Annotated in this window: 25 protein-coding genes; 16 read left to right on the top strand and 9 right to left on the bottom strand. The window is 67.4% G+C overall.

Features of this window, described 5'->3' with window-relative positions; genetic code table 11:
- Window positions 1–157: 157 nt before the first annotated feature.
- Genes AB4Z32_RS00730 through AB4Z32_RS00710 form a run of 5 tightly spaced genes read left to right on the top strand, consistent with a single transcriptional unit; the run spans window position 158 to window position 4,942 of the window.
- The gene (locus AB4Z32_RS00730) at window positions 158–1,168 is read left to right on the top strand and encodes an NAD-dependent epimerase/dehydratase family protein (RefSeq protein WP_441933405.1); all 1,011 of its coding nucleotides are present in this window, start codon (window positions 158–160) and stop codon (window positions 1,166–1,168) included.
- Complete coding sequence (locus AB4Z32_RS00725) at window positions 1,161–2,198, top strand: glycosyltransferase family 2 protein (RefSeq protein WP_441933404.1); 1,038 nt, start codon at window positions 1,161–1,163, stop codon at window positions 2,196–2,198. The genes AB4Z32_RS00730 and AB4Z32_RS00725 overlap by 8 nt, the downstream gene beginning before the upstream one ends.
- On the top strand, window positions 2,195–3,826 hold the full coding sequence (locus AB4Z32_RS00720; RefSeq protein ID WP_441933402.1) for an ArnT family glycosyltransferase: 1,632 nt from the start codon (window positions 2,195–2,197) through the stop codon (window positions 3,824–3,826). Before AB4Z32_RS00725 ends, AB4Z32_RS00720 begins: the two co-directional genes overlap by 4 nt.
- Before the next feature lie 5 nt (window positions 3,827–3,831).
- Entirely contained in the window at window positions 3,832–4,665 is an 834-nt protein-coding gene (locus AB4Z32_RS00715; protein ID WP_441933400.1) for a phosphatase PAP2 family protein, read from the top strand.
- The gene (locus tag AB4Z32_RS00710; RefSeq protein ID WP_441933399.1) at window positions 4,658–4,942 is read left to right on the top strand and encodes a lipid-A-disaccharide synthase N-terminal domain-containing protein; all 285 of its coding nucleotides are present in this window, start codon (window positions 4,658–4,660) and stop codon (window positions 4,940–4,942) included. The genes AB4Z32_RS00715 and AB4Z32_RS00710 overlap by 8 nt, the downstream gene beginning before the upstream one ends.
- Window positions 4,943–4,958: 16 nt before the next feature.
- Here AB4Z32_RS00710 and AB4Z32_RS00705 read toward each other — a convergent pair whose 3' ends face one another.
- Window positions 4,959–5,858, bottom strand: coding sequence for a LysR substrate-binding domain-containing protein (locus AB4Z32_RS00705; protein ID WP_441933397.1), 900 nt, complete (start codon window positions 5,856–5,858; stop codon window positions 4,959–4,961).
- Between the two features lie 156 nt (window positions 5,859–6,014).
- Here AB4Z32_RS00705 and AB4Z32_RS00700 point away from each other — a divergent pair, with 156 nt between their 5' ends.
- Entirely contained in the window at window positions 6,015–6,515 is a 501-nt protein-coding gene (locus AB4Z32_RS00700; protein WP_441933395.1) for a GNAT family N-acetyltransferase, read from the top strand.
- 23 nt (window positions 6,516–6,538) lie between these two features.
- Here the strand turns inward: AB4Z32_RS00700 and AB4Z32_RS00695 are convergent, their stop codons facing one another.
- Window positions 6,539–7,531 (bottom strand): succinylglutamate desuccinylase, encoded by a 993-nt coding sequence (locus tag AB4Z32_RS00695; protein WP_441933393.1) that lies wholly within the window; start codon window positions 7,529–7,531, stop codon window positions 6,539–6,541.
- A gap of 104 nt (window positions 7,532–7,635) precedes the next feature.
- Here AB4Z32_RS00695 and AB4Z32_RS00690 point away from each other — a divergent pair, with 104 nt between their 5' ends.
- A complete protein-coding gene (locus tag AB4Z32_RS00690) occupies window positions 7,636–8,793 on the top strand; it encodes an acyltransferase family protein (RefSeq protein WP_441933391.1) in 1,158 nt (385 codons plus the stop codon).
- A gap of 47 nt (window positions 8,794–8,840) precedes the next feature.
- Window positions 8,841–9,209: a hypothetical protein gene (locus tag AB4Z32_RS00685; RefSeq protein WP_441933390.1), complete on the top strand. Its 369-nt coding sequence runs from the start codon at window positions 8,841–8,843 to the stop codon at window positions 9,207–9,209.
- Between the two features lie 23 nt (window positions 9,210–9,232).
- Here AB4Z32_RS00685 and AB4Z32_RS00680 read toward each other — a convergent pair whose 3' ends face one another.
- The 3 genes from AB4Z32_RS00680 to AB4Z32_RS00670 are packed head-to-tail and all read right to left on the bottom strand — an operon-like array spanning window position 9,233 to window position 11,265.
- Window positions 9,233–9,703 (bottom strand): hypothetical protein, encoded by a 471-nt coding sequence (locus tag AB4Z32_RS00680; protein WP_441933388.1) that lies wholly within the window; start codon window positions 9,701–9,703, stop codon window positions 9,233–9,235.
- A gap of 32 nt (window positions 9,704–9,735) precedes the next feature.
- Window positions 9,736–10,617 (bottom strand): pirin family protein, encoded by an 882-nt coding sequence (locus AB4Z32_RS00675; RefSeq protein ID WP_441933386.1) that lies wholly within the window; start codon window positions 10,615–10,617, stop codon window positions 9,736–9,738.
- Between the two features lie 54 nt (window positions 10,618–10,671).
- Window positions 10,672–11,265: an FMN-dependent NADH-azoreductase gene (locus AB4Z32_RS00670; RefSeq protein WP_441933384.1), complete on the bottom strand. Its 594-nt coding sequence runs from the start codon at window positions 11,263–11,265 to the stop codon at window positions 10,672–10,674.
- Between the two features lie 112 nt (window positions 11,266–11,377).
- Between AB4Z32_RS00670 and AB4Z32_RS00665 the strand changes: the two genes are divergently transcribed.
- Window positions 11,378–12,304 carry a LysR substrate-binding domain-containing protein gene (locus tag AB4Z32_RS00665; protein ID WP_441933382.1) on the top strand — a complete coding sequence of 309 codons (927 nt, stop codon included), beginning with the start codon at window positions 11,378–11,380 and terminating at the stop codon, window positions 12,302–12,304.
- Between the two features lie 52 nt (window positions 12,305–12,356).
- Window positions 12,357–12,998, top strand: coding sequence for a uridine kinase (gene udk / locus AB4Z32_RS00660; protein WP_441933380.1), 642 nt, complete (start codon window positions 12,357–12,359; stop codon window positions 12,996–12,998).
- Between the two features lie 36 nt (window positions 12,999–13,034).
- Here udk and AB4Z32_RS00655 read toward each other — a convergent pair whose 3' ends face one another.
- The gene (locus AB4Z32_RS00655) at window positions 13,035–14,150 is read right to left on the bottom strand and encodes an alkene reductase (RefSeq protein WP_441933379.1); all 1,116 of its coding nucleotides are present in this window, start codon (window positions 14,148–14,150) and stop codon (window positions 13,035–13,037) included.
- Window positions 14,147–15,391, bottom strand: a complete 1,245-nt coding sequence (locus AB4Z32_RS00650) for an SGNH/GDSL hydrolase family protein (RefSeq protein WP_441933377.1) — start codon at window positions 15,389–15,391, stop codon at window positions 14,147–14,149. Before AB4Z32_RS00650 ends, AB4Z32_RS00655 begins: the two co-directional genes overlap by 4 nt.
- Window positions 15,392–15,493: 102 nt before the next feature.
- Between AB4Z32_RS00650 and AB4Z32_RS00645 the strand changes: the two genes are divergently transcribed.
- The gene (locus AB4Z32_RS00645) at window positions 15,494–16,414 is read left to right on the top strand and encodes a LysR substrate-binding domain-containing protein (RefSeq protein WP_441933375.1); all 921 of its coding nucleotides are present in this window, start codon (window positions 15,494–15,496) and stop codon (window positions 16,412–16,414) included.
- On the opposite strand, the gene asd is transcribed toward AB4Z32_RS00645, so the two are convergent.
- The gene (gene asd, locus AB4Z32_RS00640; RefSeq protein ID WP_441933373.1) at window positions 16,398–17,255 is read right to left on the bottom strand and encodes an archaetidylserine decarboxylase; all 858 of its coding nucleotides are present in this window, start codon (window positions 17,253–17,255) and stop codon (window positions 16,398–16,400) included. The two genes, AB4Z32_RS00645 and asd, sit on opposite strands and share 17 nt — an antisense overlap.
- Window positions 17,256–17,459: 204 nt before the next feature.
- On the opposite strand from asd, the gene AB4Z32_RS00635 reads away from it, so the two are divergent.
- Window positions 17,460–19,658 carry a TonB-dependent receptor plug domain-containing protein gene (locus AB4Z32_RS00635; protein WP_441933371.1) on the top strand — a complete coding sequence of 733 codons (2,199 nt, stop codon included), beginning with the start codon at window positions 17,460–17,462 and terminating at the stop codon, window positions 19,656–19,658.
- Between the two features lie 18 nt (window positions 19,659–19,676).
- On the opposite strand, the gene AB4Z32_RS00630 is transcribed toward AB4Z32_RS00635, so the two are convergent.
- On the bottom strand, window positions 19,677–20,054 hold the full coding sequence (locus AB4Z32_RS00630) for a YybH family protein (RefSeq protein WP_441933369.1): 378 nt from the start codon (window positions 20,052–20,054) through the stop codon (window positions 19,677–19,679).
- 147 nt (window positions 20,055–20,201) lie between these two features.
- On the opposite strand from AB4Z32_RS00630, the gene AB4Z32_RS00625 reads away from it, so the two are divergent.
- From AB4Z32_RS00625 to AB4Z32_RS00610, 4 genes are read left to right on the top strand one after another with little or no spacing between them, the layout of a single operon-like run.
- On the top strand, window positions 20,202–21,839 hold the full coding sequence (locus AB4Z32_RS00625; RefSeq protein ID WP_441933368.1) for an AMP-binding protein: 1,638 nt from the start codon (window positions 20,202–20,204) through the stop codon (window positions 21,837–21,839).
- A 20-nt stretch (window positions 21,840–21,859) separates the two neighbouring features.
- Entirely contained in the window at window positions 21,860–24,247 is a 2,388-nt protein-coding gene (locus tag AB4Z32_RS00620; protein WP_441933366.1) for a bifunctional salicylyl-CoA 5-hydroxylase/oxidoreductase, read from the top strand.
- Window positions 24,247–25,002 carry an SDR family NAD(P)-dependent oxidoreductase gene (locus AB4Z32_RS00615; protein ID WP_441933364.1) on the top strand — a complete coding sequence of 252 codons (756 nt, stop codon included), beginning with the start codon at window positions 24,247–24,249 and terminating at the stop codon, window positions 25,000–25,002. Before AB4Z32_RS00620 ends, AB4Z32_RS00615 begins: the two co-directional genes overlap by 1 nt.
- Window positions 24,999–25,493, top strand: coding sequence for a MarR family winged helix-turn-helix transcriptional regulator (locus AB4Z32_RS00610; RefSeq protein ID WP_441933363.1), 495 nt, complete (start codon window positions 24,999–25,001; stop codon window positions 25,491–25,493). The genes AB4Z32_RS00615 and AB4Z32_RS00610 overlap by 4 nt, the downstream gene beginning before the upstream one ends.
- The last annotated feature ends 3 nt before the right edge of the window (window positions 25,494–25,496 follow it).

The raw sequence follows: 25,496 nt of genomic DNA, 5'->3' as shown, positions 1-25,496 counted from the left end.
GCGCCAGGATTGTCGCACGAAGCGACATCATGCCGCGCGCCGATTAACGCCGCCCGCACTCCGCGCACGTTTGATCCGTTCGGCATAGCCGCACCCTCAGCTCCCTAAACTCGGTGGCGAACCGGGGCCGCTTCGCCCCGACCGCGGAGGGAAACCGATGATCCTGTTGACGGGAGTGGCCGGCTTCATCGGCATGCACCTGGCGCGCCGCCTGCTGGCCGAGGGACATGAGGTGGTCGGCATCGACCATCTCGGACCCTGCGCCGAGCCCGGGCTGAAGGAAAGGCGCCTGGCCGCGCTGGGCGATGCCGCCGGCCTGCGCTTTTACCGCGTGGACGTCACCGACGGTGCCGCGCTGGACGCCCTGTTCCGCGAGCACCGTTTCGAACTGGCCATCCATCTGGCGGCCCAGACCGGCGTGCGCTATTCCTCCGAACATCCGCACGAATGCGTGATCAACAATGTGGCGGGCTTCGCCAACGTGCTCGAGTACAGCCGCCGGCACGGTCTCGGGCACCTGGTCTACGCCAGCAGTTCCAGCACCTACGGCGCCAACCGCCGCCTGCCGTTCAGGGAGCACGACCCGGTCGACCACCCGGTCAGCGTGTACGCCGCCAGCAAGCGCAGCGACGAGCTGCTGGCCCACAGCTACAGCCACCTCTACGGCCTGCCCACCACCGGGCTGCGCTTCTTCACCGTCTACGGGCCCTGGGGACGGCCCGACATGGCGCCGATGCTGTTCGCGAAGGCCATCGCGGCCGGCCGCCCGATCGAGGTCTACAACGGCGGCCACATGCTGCGCGACTTCACCTATATCGACGACGTGGTCGAAGCGGTGCTGCGCCTGTGCGGGCGGCCGGCCGAGCCGGATCCGGACTTCGATCCGCTCGATCCGCACCCGGCCACCAGCCATGCGCCTTTCCGCATCTACAACGTCGGCAACCAGCAGCCGGTGCAGCTCTCGGAATTCATCGACGCCCTCGAGGACGCGCTCGGACGCCGCGCCGAGCGGCTGGGGCGGCCCATGCCCGGCGCCGACATGGCGGCCACCTGCGCCGACACCCACGACCTGCGGCGGGCGATCGGCTGGGCGCCGTCCACGCCGCTGCGCACCGGCATCGCGCACTTCGTCGCGTGGTTCCGCCACCATGGGGCCTGCCATGCGTAAGCAAGAGGCGGCGCTGGAGCCGCATTCCCTGTCGCTGGTCGTGCCCATGCACGACGAGGAAGACAATGTGCTGCCGCTGAGTACCCAGGTGCAGGCGGCGATGGCGGCGGCGCCCTGGCCGTGGCAGCTGATCCTGGTCGACGACGGCAGCCGCGACCGCACTGCCGAGCGTATCCGCGAAGCCGTGGCCACCAGTCCCGGCCACATGGCGGCGGTCATCCTGCGGCGCAACTTCGGCCAGACCGCCGCGATGCAGGCCGGCATCGACGCCGCCGGCGGCAGCGTGATCGCCACCATGGACGGCGACCTGCAGAACAACCCGCACGACATCGTGCGCATGGTGAGGCGCCTGCTCGACGAGGACCTCGACCTGCTGGTCGGCTGGCGGCGCGAGCGCAAGGACAGCTTCTGGCTGCGCCGCTTGCCCTCGATGCTGGCGAATCGCCTGATCGCGGCCGTCACCGGCGTGCGCCTGCACGACTATGGCTGCTCCCTGAAGGTCTACCGCGCCCCGGTGCTGCGCGAGATCCGGCTGTACGGCGAGATGCACCGCTTCATCCCGACCTGGATGGCCACCGTGACCTCGCCCGACCGCATCCGCGAAGAGGAGGTCAGCCACTTCCCGCGCATCCACGGGCAATCGAAGTACGGCTTGTCGCGCACCTTCAAGGTCCTGCTCGATCTGCTGTCGATGTATTTCTTCGTGCGTTTCCGCGCCAGCCCCGGCCATTTCTTCGGACGCATCGGCCTCGCCTGCGGCTTCGCCGGCACTGCGGCGCTGGGCTGGCTGGCCTGGCTCAAGCTGGGGGAGGGCGAGGCCATCGCCAGCCGGCCGTTGCTGCTGCTGGCGGTGCTGCTGGTCGTGATCGGGGTGCAGTTCGTCTGCACGGGCATCGTCACCGAAGTGCTGGCGCGCACCTATTTCGAGGTCGGCGCCGCCCGCACCTACCTGGTCCGCGAAACCCTGGGCGGCCTGGGCGAAGCGGACCCCGCCGACGGGCGCCGCGCCGGCGAGGCGGCGCAGCCATGAGCGGCGGTCCGTTGAGGGAAGGCGCCGGCCTGCCGCGGTCCATGGGAGGCGACGGACGCCGGCTGGGCAGGGCGGCTGCAACGGCCGAGGCGGTGCCCTGGCTGCTGCCCCTGCTGCTGGCCGGCGCGGTCCTGATCGGGCTCTACCTGAACCTCGGCGCCTTGCCCCTGTTCGACGTCGACGAGGGCGCCTTCGGCGAAGCCACGCGTGAGATGCTCGAACGCGGCGACTACGTGTCCACCTGGCTGAACGGCCAGCCGCGCTACGACAAGCCCATCCTCGTCTACTGGCTGCAGGCGGCGTCGGTGCGGGTCCTGGGCCTGGACGCGTTCGCGCTGCGCCTGCCGTCGGCGCTGGCCGCCAGCGCCTGGATCGTGGCCGTCTTCGCCTTCGCGCGCCGGCACATCGACCGCGACACCGGCTACGCCGCGGCCTTCATTGCCGCCGGCACGGCCGGTGTCGGCGTGATCGGGCGCGGGGCGACCGCCGATGCGCTGCTCAACCTCTTCCTGGCGCTGAGCATGTTCGACATCGTCCGCTACGCCGGGGACCCGCGGCCCTTGTGGCGACGGCGCGCCTTCCTGTGGATCGGCCTCGGCCTGCTGACCAAGGGGCCGGTGGCGCTGCTGGTGCCGGGCGCCGCCAGCCTGCTGGCCTTCTCGCTGCTGGGAAGAATGGCCGACTGGGGGCGGGCGGTGCGCGACCCCGCCGGCTGGGCCATCCTGCTGGCGGTCGCCTTGCCCTGGTACCTGCTCGAATACGTAAGCCGCGGGGATGCTTTCCTGGCCGGCTTCTTCATGCGCCACAACGTCGAGCGTTTCCTTTCGCCGCTGCAGGGGCATGGCGGCGGGCCTTTGTATTACCTGCCGGCGATCCTGGTGCTGCTGCTGCCGTATACCGGGCTGTTCCTGCGCAGCTTGCCCGGACTGCGCAAGCTGCGGCATCCGCGCGCGACGCCGCTCGACACCTTCCTGTGGTGCTGGTTCCTGTTCGTCTTCGTGTTCTTTTCGCTGGCCGGCACCAAGCTGCCGCACTACCTGCTGTATGGTGCGACCCCGCTGTTCATCCTGATGGCGCGAGAGCGCGGCACGCTGCGCTCGCATGTGCTGGCCTTTACGCCGCCGCTGCTCTTCCTCGGGCTGGTGGCGGCCCTGCCGGTCTTGCTGGAGGGCCTGCCCCCCGGCATCCGCAACCCCTATGTGCGCGAGGCGCTGGGCCGGACCGAGGTGTTCGGCGCGGGCTGGCGACTCGGCGCGCTGGCGCTGCTGGCGGCCGTGCTCGGGCTGGCGTTGTGGCGCGGCGCCTCGCTGTGGCGGCGCCTGGCCCTGGCCGGACTGCTGTGCTCGCTGGCCCTGGCCTGTCTGCTGCTGCCGGCGGCGGCCGAGTTGCAGCAGGGTCCGCTGAAGGAAGCGGCCCTGCTGGCCCGGCGCGCCGGCTGGGAGGTGCACAGCTGGCGCATCGATATGCCGAGCTTTTCGGTCTACCGCGGCGCCGTCACGCCGGCGGCGCCGCCGCTGCCGAGGCCCGGCCAGGTGATCCTGACCCGCAGCGACGCCCTGGCTGCCCTCGGCCCGGTGCGGCTGCTGTATCGCAAGGGCGGCATCGTGCTGGCCCGCATGCCTGGATGAGGCACATGGTTCCCGCCTTCCGTTCTCCCTGGGTATGGCTGCCGCCCGCCATCGGGCTGGCGCTGCTGGTGCTGGTGCTCGCCAGCGGCGCCAACCGCGCCGCCTTCCTGGCGCTGAACCATGCCGGCCAGGCCCTCGGTCCCCTGTTCTGGCTGCACCTGACCATGCTGGGCGACGGCGCGGTGGCGCTGGCGCTGGTGCTGCCCTGCATCCGGCGCGTCCCGCACTGCTTCTGGGCGGCGCTTGCGGCGGCGGTGTTCGCGGCGCTCTGGACCCAGGTGACCAAGCAGTTCGTCGACATGCCTCGCCCATTGTCGGTGCTGGCGCCGGACCAGTTCTTCCAGGCGGGACCGGCCTACCGGCGGGTGTCCTTCCCGTCCGGGCATGCGGCGGCGGCCTTCGCCATGGCCGGCATCTGGAGCATGGGCGTGGCGGGGAGCCCGCTGCGGCGCATGCTGCTCCTGCTGCTCGCCAGCCTGGTCAGCCTGTCGCGCATCATGGCGGGCGTGCATTGGCCGGTCGACATCCTGTGGGGCATGCTCGGCGGCTGGCTGGGCGCCTGGCTCGGCCTCAGGCTTTCCGGCCGCTGGGCCTGGCCCACTGCCGGCGTGGGCGGCCTGGTGGCCGGTCTGGTGCTGCTGGGCGTAGCGGCGAGCCTGCTGGTGAGCCGGCATGTCGGCATTCCGGCGGTGCTGCCGGCCCAGCGCCTCATCGGGCTGGTCTGCCTGTTGTGGGGCGGCTGGGAACTGCTGCGGATGTGGCCGTGGTCGGCAGGGCGCCTGGGCGGGCGCCGCACCGCGCGGCGGCGGCAGATCGAGGAGGAGGAAGTCGATGGGTGAGGATGGCTGGTGGCTGCTGGTCGGCTTCGGCGGCCAGGCTTTGTTCATGGGGCGCTTCGTAATCCAGTGGTTCGTCAGCGAACGGCGGCGCCGCAGCGTGATTCCTGTGTCCTTCTGGTTCCTGAGCATCCTGGGCGCGCTGGTGCTGCTCGCGTATGCGGCGCACCGGCGCGATCCGGTCTTCATCGCCGGCCAGGGGCTGGGCGTGGCGATCTACCTGCGCAACCTGCACCTGATCCGGGCGGAACGGGCGCAGATGCGCGAGGCCGGCGGCTAAGGCAGGCTCGGCACGCTCAGTGGCTGTTGAGAAGCCATTTTGCAAACCCCAATACACGCGCATCGTTTTGCAAGTGGCGCGGATACACAATCCAGAAAGCGTATGGGTTATCCAATCTCAGCTTGAATGGTTCGACCAGATCGCCATTGTGCAAATCATCCCGCACCAATGGCTCAGGTGCCAGCGCAATGCCTTTCGCCGCTCGCGCCGCTTCGATCGCCAGGAAAACGCTGGAATAACGCAGGCTGGCCTGATTGGGCGGCATCGGCAATCCTTGTGTCTCCAGCCACTCGATCCAGCCAGGTGGCTTGCCGGGAAGATGGATCGTACTGTCGTGTATCAGCGTGTGGTGTAGAACATCTGCGGGCGTGTGAAGCGGCGGGGAAGCGAGAGCTTGCAAGGCAGGGCTGCAGACCGCAATCATGTCGGCACTCATCCAGTGCTGGGTGATCGCACCAGGATACCGGCCATCACCATATCGCAGGGCAATATCAAATTTGCCGTCCTTAAAATCGACGACTTCATCGTCGTCGCTCAGTTCAAGGGCTAAGCCGGGGTGGGTGGACTGATATTCAGCGATGCGGTGCACCAGATATTTCGCCGCTAATGAGGGCATGGCGGTAACGCGCAATGCCTGAGTGTTGCCGATCGATGGCGGCTGCAGTACGTCTTCAAGTCCTGTAAACAGCTCGAAAAGGCGGGCTGCCAGGGTCTTGCCGTAAGGGGTAAGCACGACGGCGCGGTTCTGGCGTACAAACAAGGGCAGTCCCAGATATTCCTCCAGGCGCTTGACTTGATGACTGATCGCCGTCGGGGTGACATGCAGTTCCGCCGCCGCCTCCTGAAAGCTCAAATGTCGTGCGGCGGCTTCGAAACTGCGCGCAGCGATGAGTGGAGGATTCGGTCGACGCTTCATCCAATGATTCTATCAGATGAATTTGGTTCATCTGAAAGCGAAAAGCTTTCGTTTGTCCGCCCCGTGCACGCAAACTAGACTTGCTGCATTCATCTGTTCTGGAGCGACTATGCAGAGCGCAAATCCCAGGATTGCCATTGTGTCCGGCGCGGCAACATGAACGGGCACGTTTTACGCACTGCGGCCCGGGCCGATGCGGGCGCCATGCTCGAGCTGCTTCGGTCGGTTTCTATTGAAGGCGATACGCTTCCATTCCGGGATCAGGTCGATGGGCATTTCATCGACAGCCAATGGCTAGGCGCAGCCGGATGTGTTTTGGCATATCAAAACGGGTTTTTGCTTGGCATGTATCGCTATGGCCCGAATATGCCGGGCCGCGGCTCGCATATTGCAACAGCTACTTTTATCGTTGCCAAAGCATTCCGGGGCCGAGGACTCGGCCGCATTCTCGTGCAGGATTGCCTTGAACAGGTGAGGCTCTCCGGATTTCGGGCAATGCAATTCAACCAGGTCGTCGCCACCAATCGCGCCGCACTTTCACTCTACCGTTCAATGGGTTTCATGAAAGTGGGCACGATTCCCGACGCATTCGCACATCCCCAGGATGGCTATGTCGCGGCCTATGTCATGTATGTCGACTTATGCCGGCCTGGTTGACTATGGCGCGGTGTACGCCAGGTTCATTCGCGGCCGAATTGCGGGTTCGGGCGGGTCATGTAGTACCACTCCTGGTTCGGGCCGGCGTTCGTATCCGGGAACAGGATGCGGCCCGAGAATTCCGCCACGACCGGGGTGCCGTCGGCGCGCACGCCGATCTGTTCGCCTTCCTGCAGCGGGTCGAAGCTGGCCCACTGGCGGGTGAAGCGGTCGCCGGCATCGAGCTTGTCGTGCACCACGACCATCTGCAGCGCTTCCATCTCTTCGAAGGGGATGGGCTGCGGCTCCGGGGCTTCGATCAGCTTCAGGTGGGCGAGGGTGTTCATGATGGCGCGGTAGGCCACTTCCGGCGCCTGCGGGTCGAGGTGCTGGCCGCATTCCAGGGTCAGGGCATAGCCGCCGGTGCTGCGCATGTATTCGGTGGTACCCATGCCGTAGCGCAGCACGGTTTCCAGTTCGGCCGCACCGACGTTAGAGCTCGACCTGCGCGAACGTCGCTGCACGCCGCCGCCATAGGCCGCCATCCAGCCGGTCACGAAGCGGCGCACGCCCAGGCGGCGCGCCAGCGCGCGCTCTTCGCGCATGTGGCGGAAGGGTTCGAGCGGGCCGTCGTTGTCCAGCGGGCCGACCATCACGAAGGGCTCGCCATGGGCGGCGTTGAAGGAGTGCAGGTCGAGCAGCACGTCGTGCCGGGCCAGCAGCGGGCACAGCCAGTTAGCGACGCGGTCTTCGAAGTCCTGCGGGTGCTCTTTCGGCGACAGGTCGCGGTTCAGGTTGCGGTCGCCGGAACGGGTGTTCTTGGCGTAGGCAAGCGGATTGACGATGGGGACGAAGGTCACGCTCCCGTTGACGATGTGCAGCTTGCCGGCGTCGAGCTCCGCCATCACGCGCTGGATGGCCTGGGTGCCGCAGGTCTCGTTGCCGTGGGTCGCGCCCATGATGATGACGCGCGGACCGGGGCCCTGACCCGTGTAGTTGACGGATTTGAAATGCAGCTGGCTTGCGGCGGAGGTCATGCTTTTGATCCAAGGAAATATCGGTCCGGCCATTTTATCGGGAATCCCTGGCATCCGGGAGCGCCGCGTGGCATCATCCGACGTTTTCGTCGACGATCCTCCACATGAGCCGCGTCTCCGCCCGCATCCATGGCCTCGACACCCTGCGCGCGCTCGCCGTCACGCTGGTGGTGCTGCATCACTACGTACTGTTCGTCAGCGGTACCGGCACCTTCGGCTGGGTGGGCGAGATCGGCTGGGTCGGCGTCGACCTCTTCTTCGCCCTGTCCGGCTACCTGATCGGGAACCAGATCTTCCAGGCCCAGCGTAGCGCGGGCGGCCTGAGCCTGGGGCGCTTCTACGCGCGCCGGCTGCTGCGTACGCTGCCGAATTTCTACGCCGTGCTGGCGCTGTATGCGCTGTGGCCGGCCTTCCGCGGCGACGCCCCGATGCTGCCGCTGTGGAAGTACCTCAGCTTTACCCAGAACATCGGCCTGGAACCGGGCACCGCCTTCTCTCACGCCTGGTCGCTGTGCATCGAGGAACAGTTCTACCTGCTGCTGCCGGTCTGCGCGCTGCTGGCCGCCGCCCTCGGCGGGCGCGAGGACGGGCCGGGCGGCAGCAGGCTGCGGCGGGTATGGGCAGCGTTCGCGCTGGCCGTCGCGGCGGGAATGGCGGTCCGCGCCGGCACCTGGCTGCACGGACAGGATGACGGACATTGGCTGCACTTCTATTACAAGCACATTTATTACTCGAGCTTCTGCCGCCTCGACGAGCTGCTGGCCGGGGTGGCGCTGGCCCTGCTGAAGAACTTCCATGGCGGGATCTGGGCGCGCCTGATGGGGCAGGGCAGGCTGCTGCTGGCGGCCGGGATCGCTGCCTGCGCATTGGCGCTGCGCTGCTTCCTGGCCGACCATTACGGCCTGTGGACCACCGTGTTCGGCTTTCCGCTGCTGGCGCTGGGTTGCGCGCTGCTGATCGTGGCGGCGCTGGCCCCGGATTCGCCGCTGCACCGCATCCGCGTCCCGGGGGCGTCGAGCCTGGCGCTGTGGTCCTATGCGGTCTACCTGGTTCACAAGCAGGTGAGCGTGCTGTCCGCCCAGCCCCTTGAAGAGGCCGGCTATGGCCCCGGACACCCGCTGACAGTCGTGCTGGCGCTCGCCGCCTCGGTACTGGCAGGCTGGCTGCTGTTCCGGCTGGTCGAGACACCCTTCATGCGCCTGCGCGAGCGCTATGTGCCAGGCAATAGCCGAGGATCCTCGCTGGCAGCCGCCGTGCGGTGACAAAGCGCGCATTTTTGCGCGATATCAGTCTGATAAGCTTGGGGGTGATGAAGAAACTTATCCATTCCACCCTGCTGGCTTCCGTGATGTGCGCCGGCGCCGGCGTCCTTGCGGCGCCTCCCCAGCCCTATGTGATCGTGACGCGGCTGGGTGTCTCCACGACCACCTTCGGCTGCGGCGCCGGCAATATCGGCGTGTGCCATTATCTGATCCTGAAGTCGCTCTGCCAGGACAAGATGCTCGACGAGCGCACCAAGGAGCGCACCTGCAGCTATACCGAGGTGGTGCCGCCATTCAAGCTGCTGCCCGGCGAGAAGAGAACGGTCGGCGACCTGCCTGCCGACTACCTGTACTCGATGAAGATGAATGCCACGCCGACCGTCGACGAGGTGCTCAAGTCACCGTCGCCGCATTGAGGCGTATTGAGCGTCATTGTGCGTCATTGCGCGTCGATGACGTCGAAGGCGGCCGGCATGTCGGCCAGCCAGGCCGCCAGGTGGGCGACCCGCATCGAGGGATCGTAGCCGTCGGTGCCGGCGATCGCCGCGCGCAGGCCCGGCACCGCCTCCTGGGTGCGCGGGCTGGCGTAGGCGGCGATCAGCATCGCAAGCAGGTCGTTGGGCGGGGTGCTTGCGCGGCGCAGGCGGGCGTGGATCACGCCCAGCAGGGCGCGCTGCATGCGCGGCGTCGGGTGTTCTATGTAGACGAACACGCTGGGCGTGTTGATGATGGCGTCGGCCATGGCCTGCTCGATCCGCTCCGGCTTGTAGTCGGAAGGGATGTCGAAATAGGCCTTGTCCCAGCGGGTATCGGCGTAGCGATGGCCCGGCGGGAAGGTATCGATGGTCTCCAGCCCGAGCGCGCGGCTGGCGCGCCCGAGCAGAGAACTTATGACTTCTATCAGCGGCATGCCGGTAGTGTATCCGAACTGCCGACTATCGATCAGGCGAAGCGGCCGGCGCGGAAATCCTCTACCGCCTGGAACACCTCGGCATTCGTGTTCATCACGAACGGGCCGTACTGCGCGATCGGCTCGTTCAGCGGACGGCCGGCGATCAGGATCAGGCGGCTGTCGGTGTCGGCCTTGATCTTCACGCCGTCGGCGCCCTGGGCATTGTCGAGGATGGCCATGCGCGCCTGCGGCACTGCCTTGCCGTCGACCACGACTTCACCGCGGTAGACGTAGAAGAAGGCGTTGTGCCCGGCCGCCAGCGGCTGCTCGAACGCCACGCCCGCCGGCAGGTGGATGTCGAGGTAGAGCGGCTGGGTCGCCTCGCGCTGCACGGCGCCATCGACGCCATGCGAGCTGCCGGCGATCACCTGCACCTCCGCGCCGGAGGGCAGGGTGAAGCGCGGCACTTCCTCGGTCGGGATGTCGCGGTACCAGGGCTCGCACATCTTGTCCTTGGCGGGCAGGTTCAGCCACAGCTGGAAGCCTTCCATCAAGCCTTCGTTCTGCTCCGGCATCTCGGAGTGGGCCACGCCGCGGCCGGCGGTCATCCATTGCACGCCGCCATCGCTGACCAGGCCCTCGTTGCCGGCGCTGTCGCGGTGGCGCATGCGGCCGGCCAGCATATAGGTGACGGTCTCGAAGCCCCGGTGCGGGTGCTCGGGGAAGCCGGCGATGTAGTCGCCCGCCTTGTCGCTGCCGAAGGCATCCAGCATCAGGAAGGGATCGAGACGGCGCTGCAGCGGCTGGGTCAGGACGCGGTTGATCTTGACGCCGGCGCCATCCATCACGAACTGGCCGCCGAGCACGCGCTCGATGCGGCGGCTTTTTTCGACGCGTTCGTCGGCAACGGTGACTTCAACTTGCTGTTCCATTTCGATCTCCTGTTAATTGAATACTGCGGCCCGAAGGCCGCGCCCAGGGGCGATTCAGGCGATGGCGGCGACCACGGCGTCGGCCTCGGCCTGGCCCTTGCTCGCTGCATCCGGGCCCATCGACTGGCCGTTCGAGTACACGAAGGTCGAGTCGGTCATGCCCAGGAAGTTCAGCAGCATGCGGATGTGCGGCACTTGCGGATCCGCGTCTTCCGGATAGATGCCGCCGCGGGCGGTGGCCACGAACACCTTCTTGTTCTTCAGCAGGCCTTCCGGACCGGCTTCGGTGTAGCGGAAGGTGACGCCGGCGCGGGCGATCGCATCGAACCAGGCCTTCAGCTGGATCGGCATGCCGAAGTTGTACATCGGAGCGCCGATCACGACCACGTCGGCGGCCTGCACTTCGGCGATCAGGGCGTCGTCCTGGGCCACGCGGGCGGCCTGCTCGGGGGTACGCTGGTCGGCCGGGGTGAACAGGGCGCCCAGTGCGGCTTCGTCCAGCACCGGGTGGGATTTCGCACCGAGGTCGCGCACGATGATGGTGGCGCCCGGGTTGGCGGCGCTCAGCTTGGCGACGATGCTGCCGGCCACACGGTTCGATTCGGAATTGGCGCCGCGGAGGCTGGAATTGATCTGCAGGATGTTCATTGTCGTTTCCTTCGTTGTGTCGGTTGGTGTTTCGATGTAGACACTTTAACGGTTCCATCTATCGTGCGGAAGGCGTTAGAATGGATAACATTATTCAGCCAGTGGAACAATCATGGACATCGAAGCCAACGATATGCTGCTGTTCGCCCGCATCGTCGAAGCCGGCAGTTTCAGCATGGCGGCGCAGCGCCTGGACCTGCCGAAATCGACGGTATCGCGGCGCATCGCCCTGCTCGAAGCCAGCCTGGGCGAGCGCCTCCTGCAGCGCACCACGCGCCGCCTGGTGTTGACCGAGTTCGGCGAAAGCCTGCTCGAGCACGCGCGCAAGGTCGCCGAGGAGGTGGAGGCGGCCGGCGCCCTGGCCCAGCACCGCCAGGCCGAGCCCAGCGGCAAGCTGAGGATTTCGATGCCGGGCGATTTCGCGAACCTGTACCTGACCGACCTGATCGCGCGTTTCACCGCCCGCTATCCGGCGGTATCGCTGGAACTGGACCTGTCGCCGCGCCGGGTCGACCTGGTGGCCGAGAACTTCGACATCGCGATCCGCATGGGCGACCTGCCCGAGGATTCCACCTTGAACGCGCGCCGCGTCTCGCTGGAACGCTTCGGCCTGTACGCCGCGCCTTCCTACACCGCCCAGCACGGCCTGCCCGAGCACCCGGACGACCTGGCCAAGCACGACCTGCTGTGCATCCTGAGCCGCAACGGCGGCGCCACGCCCTGGGTGCTGGAGCGCGGCAAGGTGCGCTGGGAACGCGCGGTGCAGGCGCGGCTGACGGCAAATTCGCCGGAACTGCTGGCACGCATCGCCGCCGGCGGCGCCGGCATCGCGGCCAGCTCGACCCTGTTCGTCCAGCCCTATCTGCAGAAGGGCGAGCTGGTGCGGGTGTTGCCGGAATGGGAATTCCCGGCGGCTACCGGCTGGGCCGTCTTTCCCGGACGGCGCCTGATGCCGGCCAAGACGCGGGCCTTTCTCGACATGCTGGAAGACGCCTGCTGCGCGCGCGCGCGGCTGCAGATGGAGAGCCGGGCCGCCTAGGAAGCGTCAGGCGGCCCTGTCGGTTCGGCCGCCGCTCCGGTATCATTCGGGGATGAATCAGATTTCTACCCCTCCGTTTGTCATTGGTGTCGCTGGCGGCAGCGGCAGCGGCAAGTCGACGGTGACCCAGCAGGTGCTGGCTTCCTTCGGCGCCGACATGGTGTCGGTCGTGATGCAGGACGATTACTACCGCGACCAGTCCGATCTCACCCCCGAAGTCCGCCGCAAGCAGAATTACGACCATCCCCAGGCCTTCGACTGGCCGCTGTTGGTAGAGCACGTCCAGGCCCTGCGCAATGGCGAAACGATCGAGATGCCGGAATACGACTTCACGATCGACAACCGCTCGAACAAGACGATTCCGGTCAAGCCGGCTCCGGTCATCGTGATCGAAGGCCTGTTCGCGCTCTACGACGCGGACCTGCGCAAGATGATGTCGCTGAAGATCTTTGTCGACACCGCGCCCGACGTCCGCTTCATCCGCCGCATGCAAAGGGATATCGTCGAACGCGGTCGTACGGTCGAGAGTATCGTCAACCAGTACCTGGAAACGGTACGCCCGATGCACAAGCAGTTCATCGAGCCGACCAAGCGCCACGCCGACGTCATCCTGCCCCACGGCGCCAACGGCCCGGCGGTCGATGTCATTACCACCAAGGTGGCGAGCGTCATCGGCCAGTTGAAGCGGCCCTGATCTTCTGATCCCGCACAAGGATCCCGGCCTCGGTCTTCATTCGCACGGCAGAGACGGGTAATCGACGTAGCCCCGCGCGCCGCCTCCGAAGTAGTGGTCCGGATCGGCGGCATTCAGGGGCGCGCCGGTTCGCAGGCGCCGCGGCAGGTCGGGATTGGCGATGAACGGGCGTCCGAACCCGAGCAGGTCCGCCCAGCCCCTCGCTATCGCCTCTTCGGCCCGCTCCCGGTCGTAGTGCCCCGAGTAGATCATCGCTCCCGAGTAGACCAGCCGCAGCGCTTCCTTGAATCCGGGCGCCATCGCGGGCGCATCGTCCCAGTCCGCCTCCGCGATGTGGATATAGCCGACTCCCAGTCGATCCAGCAGACGGGCCGCCGCGACATAGCTTGCCTGCGGCGTGGCGTCCACCGTGCCCTGCGCCGTCGTCAGCGGCGAAAGGCGCACGCCCACGCGGCTCGCCCCGGCGACGGCGGCGACTGCCTGCGTGACCTCTTCCAGGAAGCGAAGCCGATTCGCCAGCGAGCCGCCGTAGCGGTCGGCGCGCAGGTTGCTGCCCGAGTCGAGGAACTGGTTGATCAGGTAGCCGTTGGCCGCGTGCAGCTCGACGCCATCGAAGCCCGCCTCCAGCGCACGTTCGGACGCGGCCGCGAACTGCCGGACGATCTGGCCCACATCCTCCGTCTCCAGGGCGCGCGGCGGGGAATGCTGCACCTTTTTCCCGCTTCCAGCCGCCGCCCCCAGTCCATGCGGATCGATGAACACCTCGACCCCGTCGGCCACCAGCGCGGACGGCGCGACCGGGGCCGCACCGTCCGGTTGCAGCGCGACGTGGGAGAGCCTGCCGACGTGCCATAGCTGGGCGAAAATGCGCCCGCCCGCCTCGTGCACGGCCTTCGTCACCTCCTTCCAGCCTTGCACCTGCGCGCGGCTGTGAATGCCGGGTGTCCACGCATAGCCCTGACCCTGCGGACTGATCTGCGTGCCCTCCGTGATGATCAGGCCCGCCGAGGCGCGCTGGCGATAATACTGCGTCATGAGGGGGGTGGGGACGCCGCCAGCGCCGGCCCTGGCGCGCGTCATGGGCGGCATCACGATGCGGTTTGGCAGGGACAGGCCGCCGAGGCGGATTGGATCGAACAGGAGGGCGCTCATCGCAGGTGCTCCTTGATCGCGGCGACGTCGATCGCCGCCGCCATCGCGCGATAGCCGGCGTCGCCGGGGTGCAGATGGTCGCCCGAATCGAACTCTTTGCGCAGGCGCTGGGGGCGGTCCGGGTCGCGCAGGACCGCATCGAAATCGACCACGGCGTCGAACAGGCCGCAGCCGAGGATCCAGCGGTTCAGCGCCTTGCGCAAGCGCTCTTTTTCCGGGCTGTCGTGTCCGGCAAACGGCGTGCCTTCGAGCGCGCCCTCGAACGGTGGCACGGTGCCTGCCGTCACCCGCACGCCCCTGGCATGGGCCGCGGCGAGCAGTTGACGGTAGCCGTTGGCGAGCTCGTCGACGGTGACGGCGCGCTCGGCCGGCGCGAACGGCCCGCCAGGCCAACCGATATCGTTGGTGCCGAGCAGGACGATGACTTCCGCCACGCCGGGCTGGGCAAGAACGTCGTGTTCGAAGCGGGCCAGGGCGCTTTGGCCCATCCCGTCCCTCAGCAGCCTGCCGCCCGAAATCCCGGCGTTGGCGACGGCGATGCCATCCGGCGCAAGGCGTTGCGCAAGCATGTCCGGCCAGCGGCGGTCCGCGTCTTGTGTCGATCCATTGCCATCGCTAATCGAATCGCCGAGGACGACGACGGTATGCGCCTCGCGCGAGGCCTCGACCAGCACGGCATGGAAAAACAGGCGACCTTCGATCCGGGTAGCTCCCGGGAAGCGGGGCGCCGCCACCGCGTTGCCGGCGGCGAGCTGGGCGGTCTGCTGGGCTCCCCAGTGAAAACCCGTAATCGGGGTGGGGGAGGGAAGATAGATGCTCACAGTCAGCCGCGACAGCGGCGGCATCGCCAGCGCCACCGGATCGCTTGTGATGACCGCGCCCGGCGGGATCGTCGCTTCGCCCGCGCCCGAAAAGCTCAGGGCAAGCGCCGGCACGCTGCCGTCGGCAGGCCCGGCCCGGACCGCGCCGATCCGGACCGGCTGCCGGCCGTAGCGGTTCGAGAACACCAGCCGGATCCGCTTCCCGCCGGCGCTCAGGCGGACGGTCTCGCGCACCGACTGGTCGTTCAGCAGCCGCGGTACGTTCATCGGCAAGATGAATCCCTCATCCCAGGCCGGCTGCGGCGCCGCATACCACGACGTCATCCAGCGGGCGTCCCCGGCGGCCTCCCTGCCGGCGCTTGCGTCCGTCGCGGCCATCGCCAGGACCAGCGTCGCCATCACTCCCAATTTTGCTTTCATCGAATACTCCGTTTGTCAGGAAGCACAACGATAGGCCATGCCAAACAATGCTGGAAGCTGGTAGGATGGAAGACCGCTTATTCCAAATTGGAATGAATAAACATGGACACACTGCGCGCGATGCGCGTCTTCATCCGCACGCTCGAACTGGGAAGCCTGTCCGCCGCGGCCCGCGAATTGAACTCGACCCAGCCAACCGTCAGCAAGACGCTGGCCCACCTGGAAGGGCAGCTGAAGGTCCGCCTGATCGAGCGCGGCACGCGCGGCTTGTCGCCAACCGAGCAGGGCCAGCGCTTCTACCGGGAGGCCAAGTCCATCGTGGAGCAGTTCGACACGGCGGTCGGGGACATCCAGGGAATGACGGGACAGGCTGCGGGCTTCTTGCGCATCAATGCGCCGGTTGGTCTGGGCCAATACCGCATCAATGCGATGGTGCAGCAGTTCATGGCCGAGCAGCCGGCGATCGACGTCGAACTCATCCTGAGCGACCGCTTCGCCGACCTGGTCGAGGAAGGGATCGACATCGCGTTCCGGCTTGGCGGCCCGCTGCCGCCCGGCGCCATCGGGCGGCACCTGGCCACGGTCCCGCGCTTTCTGGCGGCCTCGCCCGCCTACCTGGAGCGGCGGGGAAGGCCCACCGCGCCGGCCGAACTGGCGGAACACGATGTCGTACGTTTTGCCTGGACACCCGGCAATACCCTGGAGCTGTTCCGGGAGGAAGAACAACTCAGGGTGGGCGTCACGAGCCGGTTCCGTGTGAATAACGCGCTGGCGATACGCGAGGCGCTGCTGCTCGGCGGCGGGCTCGGGGTCTGCCCGGAGTGGCTGATCGCCGACCTGCTGGATAGCGGGAAACTGGTGCGCGTGCTGCCGGAATGGAGCGCGGGTTGCCAGGAACTTTACCTGCTGTATCCGTCACGCCTGTACCAGCCCCTGCGGACGAAGCTGTTCATCGATTTCGTCGCCGGCCAGTTCACATCCCTGCGCGGCTTCGAGCATCCCGGCCTCAGGCAGCGCCCGTGAACTCGCCCATCATCTCGCCCAGGCGCACCGAGCGCTCCGGCGCCCACGCCGGATTGAAGTGAATGGTGTTGGCCTTGAACAGCATGACGACGGTGGAGCCGAGCAGGAAGCGGCCCATTTCCTCGCCCTTCTTGAGGACGATGTCCTGGTCGAGGTAAGACCATTCGCTGATCTTCTGCGGGCGCTTCGGGTTCACCACGCCGTGCCACACGGTCGCCATGCTGCCGACGATGGTGGCGCCGACCAGCACCATCACGAAGGGACCGTACTCCGCCGATTCGAACACGCAGACCACGCGCTCGTTGCGGGCGAACAGGTTGGGCACGCCGCGCGCGGTGGTCGGGTTCACCGAGAACAGCGCGCCCGGCACGTAGATCATGCGGGTCAGGCGGCCGTCGCAGGGCATGTGCAGGCGGTGGTAATCCTTCGGCGACAGATACAGGTTGGCGAAGCTGCCGTGCTGGAACTGCCTGGCCAGTTCGGCGTCGCCGCCGACCAGTTCGGTGGTGGTGAACCGGTGGCCCTTGGCTTGCAGGATGTGGTGGTCGTCGATGGCGCCGAACTGGCTGATGGCGCCGTCGACCGGGCAGACGAAGGCGGCGTCCGCCAGCGGGCGCGCGCCGGCCTTCAGCGGGCGGGTGAAGAAATCGTTGAAGCTGGTGTAGCTGCCGATGTCCGGATTCTCGGCTTCGTCCATGTTGACGCCGTACTTGCCGACGAACCAGCGGATCAGCCGGGTCGTGATCGAGCCGCCCTTCGCCCCGGCGACGCGGCCGGCGAAGGTCGTCAGGCGCTGCTTGGGCAGCAGGTATTGCGGCAGGACTTTAAGGCGATCGGACACAGTAAAAAACCTCGAATGAAAGATGAAGATTATAACGGGCAGCCTGCCCTCTGGGCCAAGTTGCATTTTGACATCAATTTCAATATGCATGCATATGAAATTGATGCATACATATCAAAAATATTTACGCATTGGCAACAATAATCGGGAGAGCTGGTGGACAATGGCGGTCCATTTCAAATTGACCAGATTGAACAGATCGACATGCCAGCCCATCGTTTCCCTTTCCGCCTGAGCCTCGGTGCCGCCGCCGTCGCGGCCGCCTTGGCCAATCCCGCCTTTGCCCAGCAGGCACCGGTCTCGAAGGAGACCACGCCCGCCGCCGAGGGCAAGACGATCCAGCAGGTCGAAGTGAAGGGCGCCGCCGCGTCCTACGATCCGCGCCGCGACGATACCGCCAGCAAGATCGTCGTCAACAATGAAGAGATCGTCAAATACGGCGATACCAATGTGCTCGACGTGCTCAAGCGCGTGCCCGGCGTGACCATCAGCAGCAGCGGCCGCGGCGGCGAGATCCGCATGCGCGGCCTCGGCAGCGGCTATACCCAGGTCCTGATCAACGGCGAGCGGGCCCCGCAAGGCTTCGACATCAGCTCGCTGTCGCCGGACGTGATCGAACGCATCGAAGTGCTGCGCGCCGCCAGCGCCGAGTTCTCGACCCAGTCGATCGCCGGCACCATCAATATCGTGCTGAAGAAGGCGGTCAAGGCGGCCCAGCGCGAGCTGAAGGTGGGCTACGGCCACGGCGCCGCCATGAACAGCCCGACCCTGAACCTGCAGCTGTCCGACAAGCTCGGCAAGCTGTCCTACTCGTTCGCGGCAAACGGCTTCCAGAACCGCTTCACCAACGATCCGGAAACCATCGAAACCTTCGTCAATGCCGCCAACGCCATCACCGGCGTGCGCCAGAGCGAGACCCCGCAGGATGCCCGCATCAGCGTGGTCAACCTGACGCCACGCGTCAACTACACCTTCGAGAATGGCGACACGCTGACCGCGCAAACTTTTGCCAACTGGGCAAACTTCATGCAGGCCGAAATGGGCAGCGTCGACACCCTGATGGGACCGCTGCCGGCTTACCCGCGGCTCGAGCAGCGGATGACCAACCACAACCACGTGTTCCGCCAGGAGCTGAACTGGGTGCACAAGTTCGAATCCGGCGCCAAGCTGGACGCCAAGCTGAGCGGCCTGTACGTCGGCGCCGACAATGCGATGTACCGCTTCGGCAGCGGCAATGCGCAGGCCGCACCGCTGCGCGCCTTCATCAAGTCGGACGTCGTCGTGCGCGGCCTGACCTCGACGGGCAAGTATACGAGCAGCCGCTTCGAAGGCCACGCGCTGGCCTTCGGCTGGGACGGCGGCTGGCAGGGCGGCGACGACGCCCGCCGCGAGCGCGATGCCGCCGCGCCGAACGTCCCGCTGCCGGGCGGCGACGAACTCTACGAGTCGACCGTCTCGCGCCTGGCGGTGTACGGCCAGGACGAGTGGAACGTGACCCCGGCCTGGTCGGTGTACCTGGGCGCGCGCTGGGAGGGCATCCGCACATCGACCGAGGGCAACACCTACGCGCAAATAAAGAACCGCTCCTCGGTCCTGAGCCCGGTGGCGCAGACCTTGTACAAGCTGCCGGGCACCAAGGGCGACCAGGTGCGCCTGGCCGTGACCCGCACCTACAAGGCGCCGGGCCAGCAGCAGATCATCCCGCACCGCTTCACCTCGGTGAACAACAGCCAGACCGAACCGGATACGATCGGCAACCCGAACCTCAAGCCCGAACTGGCGCTGGGCATCGACGCCTCCTACGAGCACTACTGGGCCGAGGGCGCGCTGCTGTCGGCCAGCGTGTCGAGCCGCCGCATCAGCGACTACACCCGCAACATGGTCGTGTTCGACGGCGCGCGCTGGGTCTCGACCCCGACCAACAACGGCAATGCGCGTACCTACGGCGTGGAACTGGAAGCCAAGTTCCCGCTGAAGGCCGTGATGGAGACCAAGACCAACCTCGACCTGCGCGCCAGCCTGTCGCGCAACTGGTCGACGGTGGACTCGGTGCCGGGCCCGGACAACCGCCTGGACGGCCAGACCCCGCTGTCCGCGACTCTCGGCGCCGATTACAAGACCGGCCCGCTGACCCTGGGCGGCAGCTATGTCTTCAAGAACGGCGGCTTCGTGCGCATCTCGGGCAACCAGATCAGCTACCAGTCGGTGCGCCGCGATCTCGACCTGTATGCGCTGTGGAAGTTCAATCCGAAGCTGCAGCTGCGCGTGGCGACCGCCAACCTGCTGGCCCAGGACACCATCAGCCAGAGCAGCTATACGACGCCGGGCGTGGGCACCCAGACCAGCCGCACCTTGAATCCGGTGCACCGCAGCGTGCGGGCCACCCTGGAGATGAAGTTCTGAGCCCCGCCTGCGCCGCGGCTACCGGGAGTTGAACATGTCGCGGTGCAGGCGCCAGGCGCCGTCGATCTTGCGCCAGGCGACCAGGTAGCGCCCTTCGGCGGCGAGCACGCGCTCGCCGTCCGGCGCCGCCGCATAGAGGGCGTAGCGTCCGACCTCGATCGCGCCGGCATCGTCGCCGTCGACATCTTCGGTGGTGAAGCGGGCGCCAACGATGCCGTTGGCGAGGGTGCCGTCGAAGAAGGCGGCGATCGCTTCGCGGCCGGTGCAGGCGGGCGCGCCTTGCGGGATGAAATGGGCGTCCTCGGTGTAGAGGGATGCTGCGCGGCCGGCGTCGCGCGCGGCGATGGCTTCGGCGAGGCGGTCTTGTGCAGCCTGAATCTCGTCTTTCAGGGTCATGGACTGTCCTTTCGATGTATGGGAACGACCCTGCCGATCATACGCCGCTTCGTTTTGTAAAAATACAATTTTGCTTGCCCCGAAATTGCTTTAGGCTTAAAGTATCTCCCGGTACCCACCGTCCGATACTTTCTCCGGAGCCGCTTCATGACAAGCTCATTGGCAAGCCCTTCCGCAGCAGAAGCACACCTCTCGGCCCATGTCGACACCTTCGCGCGGGATCATCTCCCGCCGGTCGGCGAGTGGCCGGAACTCGTATTCGATCTCCCCGAACTCCAATACCCGGCGCGCCTGAACTGCGTGGCCGAACTGCTGGACCGCCATGTGGCGGAAGGGCGCGGCGAACGGCGCGCCATCCAGGGCGAGCATCATGCCTGGACCTATGCCGGCCTGCAGCGCCAGGTCGACCGCATCGCCCACGTGCTGCGCGCCGACATGGGCCTGGTGCCCGGCAACCGCGTGCTGCTGCGCGGCGCGAACTGTCCGTCGATGGCGGCGGCCGTCCTCGCCGTGCTGAAGGCCGGCCTGGTGGCGGTGCCGACCATGCCGCTGCTGCGCGCGAAAGAGCTGGGTGTCATCCTCGACAAGGCGCAGGTGAATGCGGTGCTGTGCGCGCGGGCGCTGGCCGGCGAGCTGGAACAGGTGGCGGCCCATCCGCCCACCGTCTACTTCGACGATCCGGACCATCCGGAAGGGCTGGAGGCGCGCATGGCGCGGCACGCGGCGCCGTTCGCGGCGGTCGACACTGCGGCCGACGACGTCTGCCTGATCAGCTTCACCTCCGGCACCACCGGCGTACCGAAGGGCACGATGCACTTCCACCGCGACGTGCTGGCCATCTGCGACTGCTTCCCGCCCCATGTCCTGCGCTCCGGCGCGGACGACGTCTTCATCGGCACGCCGCCGCTGGCCTTCACCTTCGGCCTGGGCGGCCTGCTGCTGTTCCCGCTGCGCGTTGGCGCGGCCGCGGTGCTGCTCGAGAAGCTCACGCCGGAAGGCCTGCTGGCGGCGATCGAACGCCACCGCGCCACCATCTGCTTCACGGCGCCGACCTTCTACCGCCAGATGACGCCGCTGGTGCCGAAGTTCGACCTGTCCTCGCTGCGCAAATGCGTGTCCGCCGGCGAGGCGCTGCCGCTGGCCACCCGCGACGCCTGGAAGAGCGCCACCGGCATCGACATGATCGACGGCATCGGCGCCACCGAGATCCTGCACATCTTCATCTCCGCCAGCGGCGACGACATCCGTCCCGGCGCCACCGGCAAGCCGGTGCCGGGCTATCGTGCCTGCATCCTCGATGCCGATGGCCGGCCGGCCGGGCCGGGCGTGGTCGGGCGGCTGGCCGTCAAGGGACCGACCGGCTGCCGCTACCTGGCGGACGAGCGCCAGCGCAAGTACGTGCTGAACGGCTGGAACCTGACCGGCGACGCCTACGAGATGGATGCCGACGGCTACTTCTACTACCGCGCGCGCACCGACGACATGATCATCTCGGCCGGCTACAACATCGCCGGCGCCGAGGTCGAGGACGTGCTGCTGCGCCATCCCGCGGTGGCGGAATGCGGGGTGGTCGGCCGCGCCGACGAGGAGCGCGGCCAGATCGTCGAAGCCCATGTGGTGCTGAAGCCGGGCGTCGATCCTTCGCCCGAACTGGTGCGCGAACTGCAGGTCTTCGCCAAGCAGCACATCGCGCCCTACAAGTATCCGCGCGCCGTGCGCTTCACCGACAAGCTGCCGCGCACCGAGACCGGCAAGCTGCAGCGTTTCAAACTTCGGGAATCCTGAGCATCTACTGTGAGCATCGTATGAATATCGTTTGCATCGGCGGCGGTCCCGCCGGCCTGTATTTCGGCCTGCTGATGAAAAAGCAGGACCCGGCACACCGCATCGTCGTGGTCGAGCGCAACCGGCCCTACGATACCTTCGGCTGGGGCGTGGTGTTCTCCGACCAGACCCTGGGCAACCTGGTGGCCAGCGACGAGCCGACCGCGCGCTCCATCCTGCAGGCCTTCAACCACTGGGACGACATCGACGTCTTCTACAAGGGCGTGCGCGTCACTTCGGGCGGCCACGGCTTCTGCGGCATCGGCCGCAAGCGCCTGCTCAACATCCTGCAGCAGCGCTGCGAGGAGCTGGGCGTGGAGCTGGTGTTCGAGACCGAGGTCCAGGACGACCAGGCCATCGCCGCCCGCTACGACGCCGACCTCGTGATCGCCGCCGATGGCCTGAACAGCCGCATCCGCAGCCGCTATGCCGAGGACTACCGGCCCTCGGTCGAGACGCGGCGCTGCCGCTTCGTGTGGCTGGGCACGAAGAAGAAGTTCGATGCCTTCACCTTCGTGTTCAAGGAAACGGAGTTCGGGTGGTTCCAGGCCCATATCTACCAGTTCGACGGCGACACCTCGACCTTCATCGTCGAGACCCCGGAAGAGGTGTGGCGCAAGGCCGGCCTGGCCGACATGCCGCAGGAAGAGGGCATCGCCTTCTGCGAGCGCCTGTTCGCCGAACACCTGGACGGCCACGCGCTGATGTCGAACGCCGGCCACCGGCGCGGATCAAGCGCCTGGATCGCCTTCCCGCGCATCGTCTGCGAGCAGTGGGTGCACTGGAACGGCGAGGGTTCATCCTCCGTGCCGGTCGTGCTGATGGGCGATGCGGCCCACACGGCCCACTTCTCGATCGGCTCCGGCACCAAGCTGGCGCTGGAAGATGCGATCGAACTGGCGGGCTGCTGCGCCGGGAACGAGGGCAACCTGCGCGCCGCGCTCGACGCCTACCAGGCCAGCCGCTCGGTGGAGGTGCTGAAGATCCAGTCGGCGGCCCGCAATTCGATGGAATGGTTCGAGAACGTGGACCGCTACAGCGCGCTGGAAGCCGAGCAGTTCGCCTACTCGATGCTGACCCGCAGCCAGCGCATCTCGCACGAGAACCTGCGCCTACGCGACCGCGGCTATGTGTCGCGCTTCGAGGACTGGTTCGCGCAGCGCGCCTGCGCCGAAGCCGGCGTGGAGCTGTCCGCCGGCGCCCACCTGCCGCCGATGCTCACGCCGTTCAGGATGCGCGACGTGCTGCTGAAGAACCGCATCGTGGTCTCGCCGATGGCCCAGTATTCGGCGGACGACGGGGTGCCGGGCGATTACCACCTGGTCCACCTGGGCGCGCGCGCGCTGGGCGGCGCCGCGCTGGTGATGGCCGAGATGACCTGCGTGTCGGCCGATGCCCGCATCACCCCGGCCTGCCCGGGCATGTATGCGCCCGAGCACACGGCGGCATGGAAGCGCATCGTCGACTTCGTGCACGGCCAGAGCGATGCCAGGATCGGCCTGCAGCTCGGTCACGCCGGCGCCAAGGGCTCGACCCGCGCGATGTGGGACGGCATCGACCAGCCGCTACCAAGCGGGAACTGGCCGCTGATCTCGGCCTCGGAACAGCAGTATTTGCCGGGGATTTCGCAACTGGCGCGCGCCGCCACGGAGGAAGACCTGGGGCGCGTGGAAGCCGACTTCGTGCGCGCAACGCTGGCGGCCGAGGAGGCCGGCTTCGACTGGCTGGAGCTGCATTGCGCCCACGGCTACTTCCTGTCTTCCTTCATCTCGCCGCTGACCAACCGGCGCGGCGACGAGTACGGCGGCAGCCTCGAGAACCGTTGCCGTTATCCGCTGCGCGTGTTCCGCGCGATGCGCGCCGTCTGGCCTACGGGTAAGCCGATCAGCGTGCGCATCTCGGCCCACGACTGGGTCGAAGGCGGCATCACGCCGGAAGACGCGGTGCAGATCGCGCGCCTGTTCCGGTGCGCCGGCGCCGACATGATCGACTGCTCGTCCGGCCAGGTGAGCAAGCAGGAAAAACCACTGTTCGGCCGCATGTACCAGACGCCGTTCGCCGACCGCATCCGCAACGAGGCCGGCATCCCGGCCATCGCCGTCGGCTCGATCTTCGAGGCCGACCACGCCAACAGCATCATCGCCGCCGGCCGCGCCGACCTGTGCGCGGTGGGCCGGCCGCACCTGGCGAATCCGGCCTGGACCCTGACCGAGGCGGCCAGGATCGGCTTCTCCGCCATCGCCTGGCCCAAGCAGTACCTGGCCGGCAAGGCGCAGATGGAGCGCAACCTGGAACGCGAACGCCAGCTGGCGGCCGCGAACACGGGCCTGTCGCCGCAGCAGATCGCGGCAAAGTTGCTGGAGGGCTGATGGAGACGCTTGCGGGAAAACATGCGGTCGTGACCGGCGCCAGCCGGGGCATCGGCCTGGCGATCGCCCGCGCTCTGCAGGCCCAGGGCGCGCGCGTGACCCTGATGGCGCGCGATGCCGCGGCGCTGGAAGCGGCGGCCGCCGGCCTGGGCGGCGCGAGCGGATGGCAGGCGATCGACGTCGCCGACGCCGCCGGCGTGGCCGCGGCGTTCGAACGCGCGGGCCGGGTCGACATCCTGGTCAACAACGCCGGCCAGGCCGCGTCGGCGCCCTTCATGAAAACCGATGAGGCGCTGTGGCAGCGCATGCTGGAGGTGAACCTGAGCGGCGCCTACCACTGCATCCAGGCGGCGCTGCCCGCCATGCTGGACGCGGGCTGGGGGCGCATCGTCAACGTCGCCTCGACCGCCGGCCTGACCGGCTACCGCTACGTTGCCGCCTATTGCGCGGCCAAGCACGGGCTGGTCGGCCTGACGCGCGCGCTGGCGCTGGAACTGGCCGCCAAGGGCGTCACCGTGAACGCGGTCTGCCCCGGCTATACGGAGACCGACATCGTGCAGGAAGCCGTCGCCAACATCGTGCGCAAGACCGGCCGCAGCGAGGAACAGGCGCGCGCCGAACTGGCCGCCGGCAATCCCCAGGGACGATTGGTGCGGCCGGAAGAGGTGGCGCATGCGGTGGCCATGCTGTGCCTGCCGGCGGCGGCGGCCATGAACGGCCAGTCCATCGCGGTGGCCGGCGGGGAGGTGATGTGAAGCCCCAGCTCGACCTGACCGCGCGCCTGACCGGCGAGCACCACCAGGCCCTCAAGCTGTGGCTGCGCATGCTGGCCTGCACGGTGCGGGTCGAGGACGTCATCCGCAGCCGCCTGCGCACCAGCTTCGGCATCACCCTGCCGCGCTTCGACCTGATGGCCCAGCTGGAACGGCATCCGGAAGGACTGCGCATGGGCGAACTGTCGAAGCGCATGATGGTCACCGGCGGCAACGTCACCGGCATCGTCGACCAGCTCGAGCGCGAGCACCTGGTGGCGCGGGTGCCGGATCCGCAGGACGGCCGCGCCTTCGTGGTCACATTGACGCCGGAAGGGCGCGGCGCCTTCGCCGAGATGGCCGAAGTGCACGAAGGCTGGGTGGCGGACCTGTTCCGCGACATCCCCGCCGCCGACAAGGCCAGGATGATCGCGCTGCTGGACACCATGAAGCAGCATCTGCACGACCAAGACGACACAGACGACAAGGAATAGGAG

The organism is Massilia sp. 2TAF26, assembly GCF_052115005.1.
Classification (GTDB): Bacteria; Pseudomonadota; Gammaproteobacteria; order Burkholderiales; family Burkholderiaceae_D; genus Telluria.
Note: the sequence above shows the minus strand (reverse complement) of the source record. Positions and strands in the feature narration are given on the sequence as shown.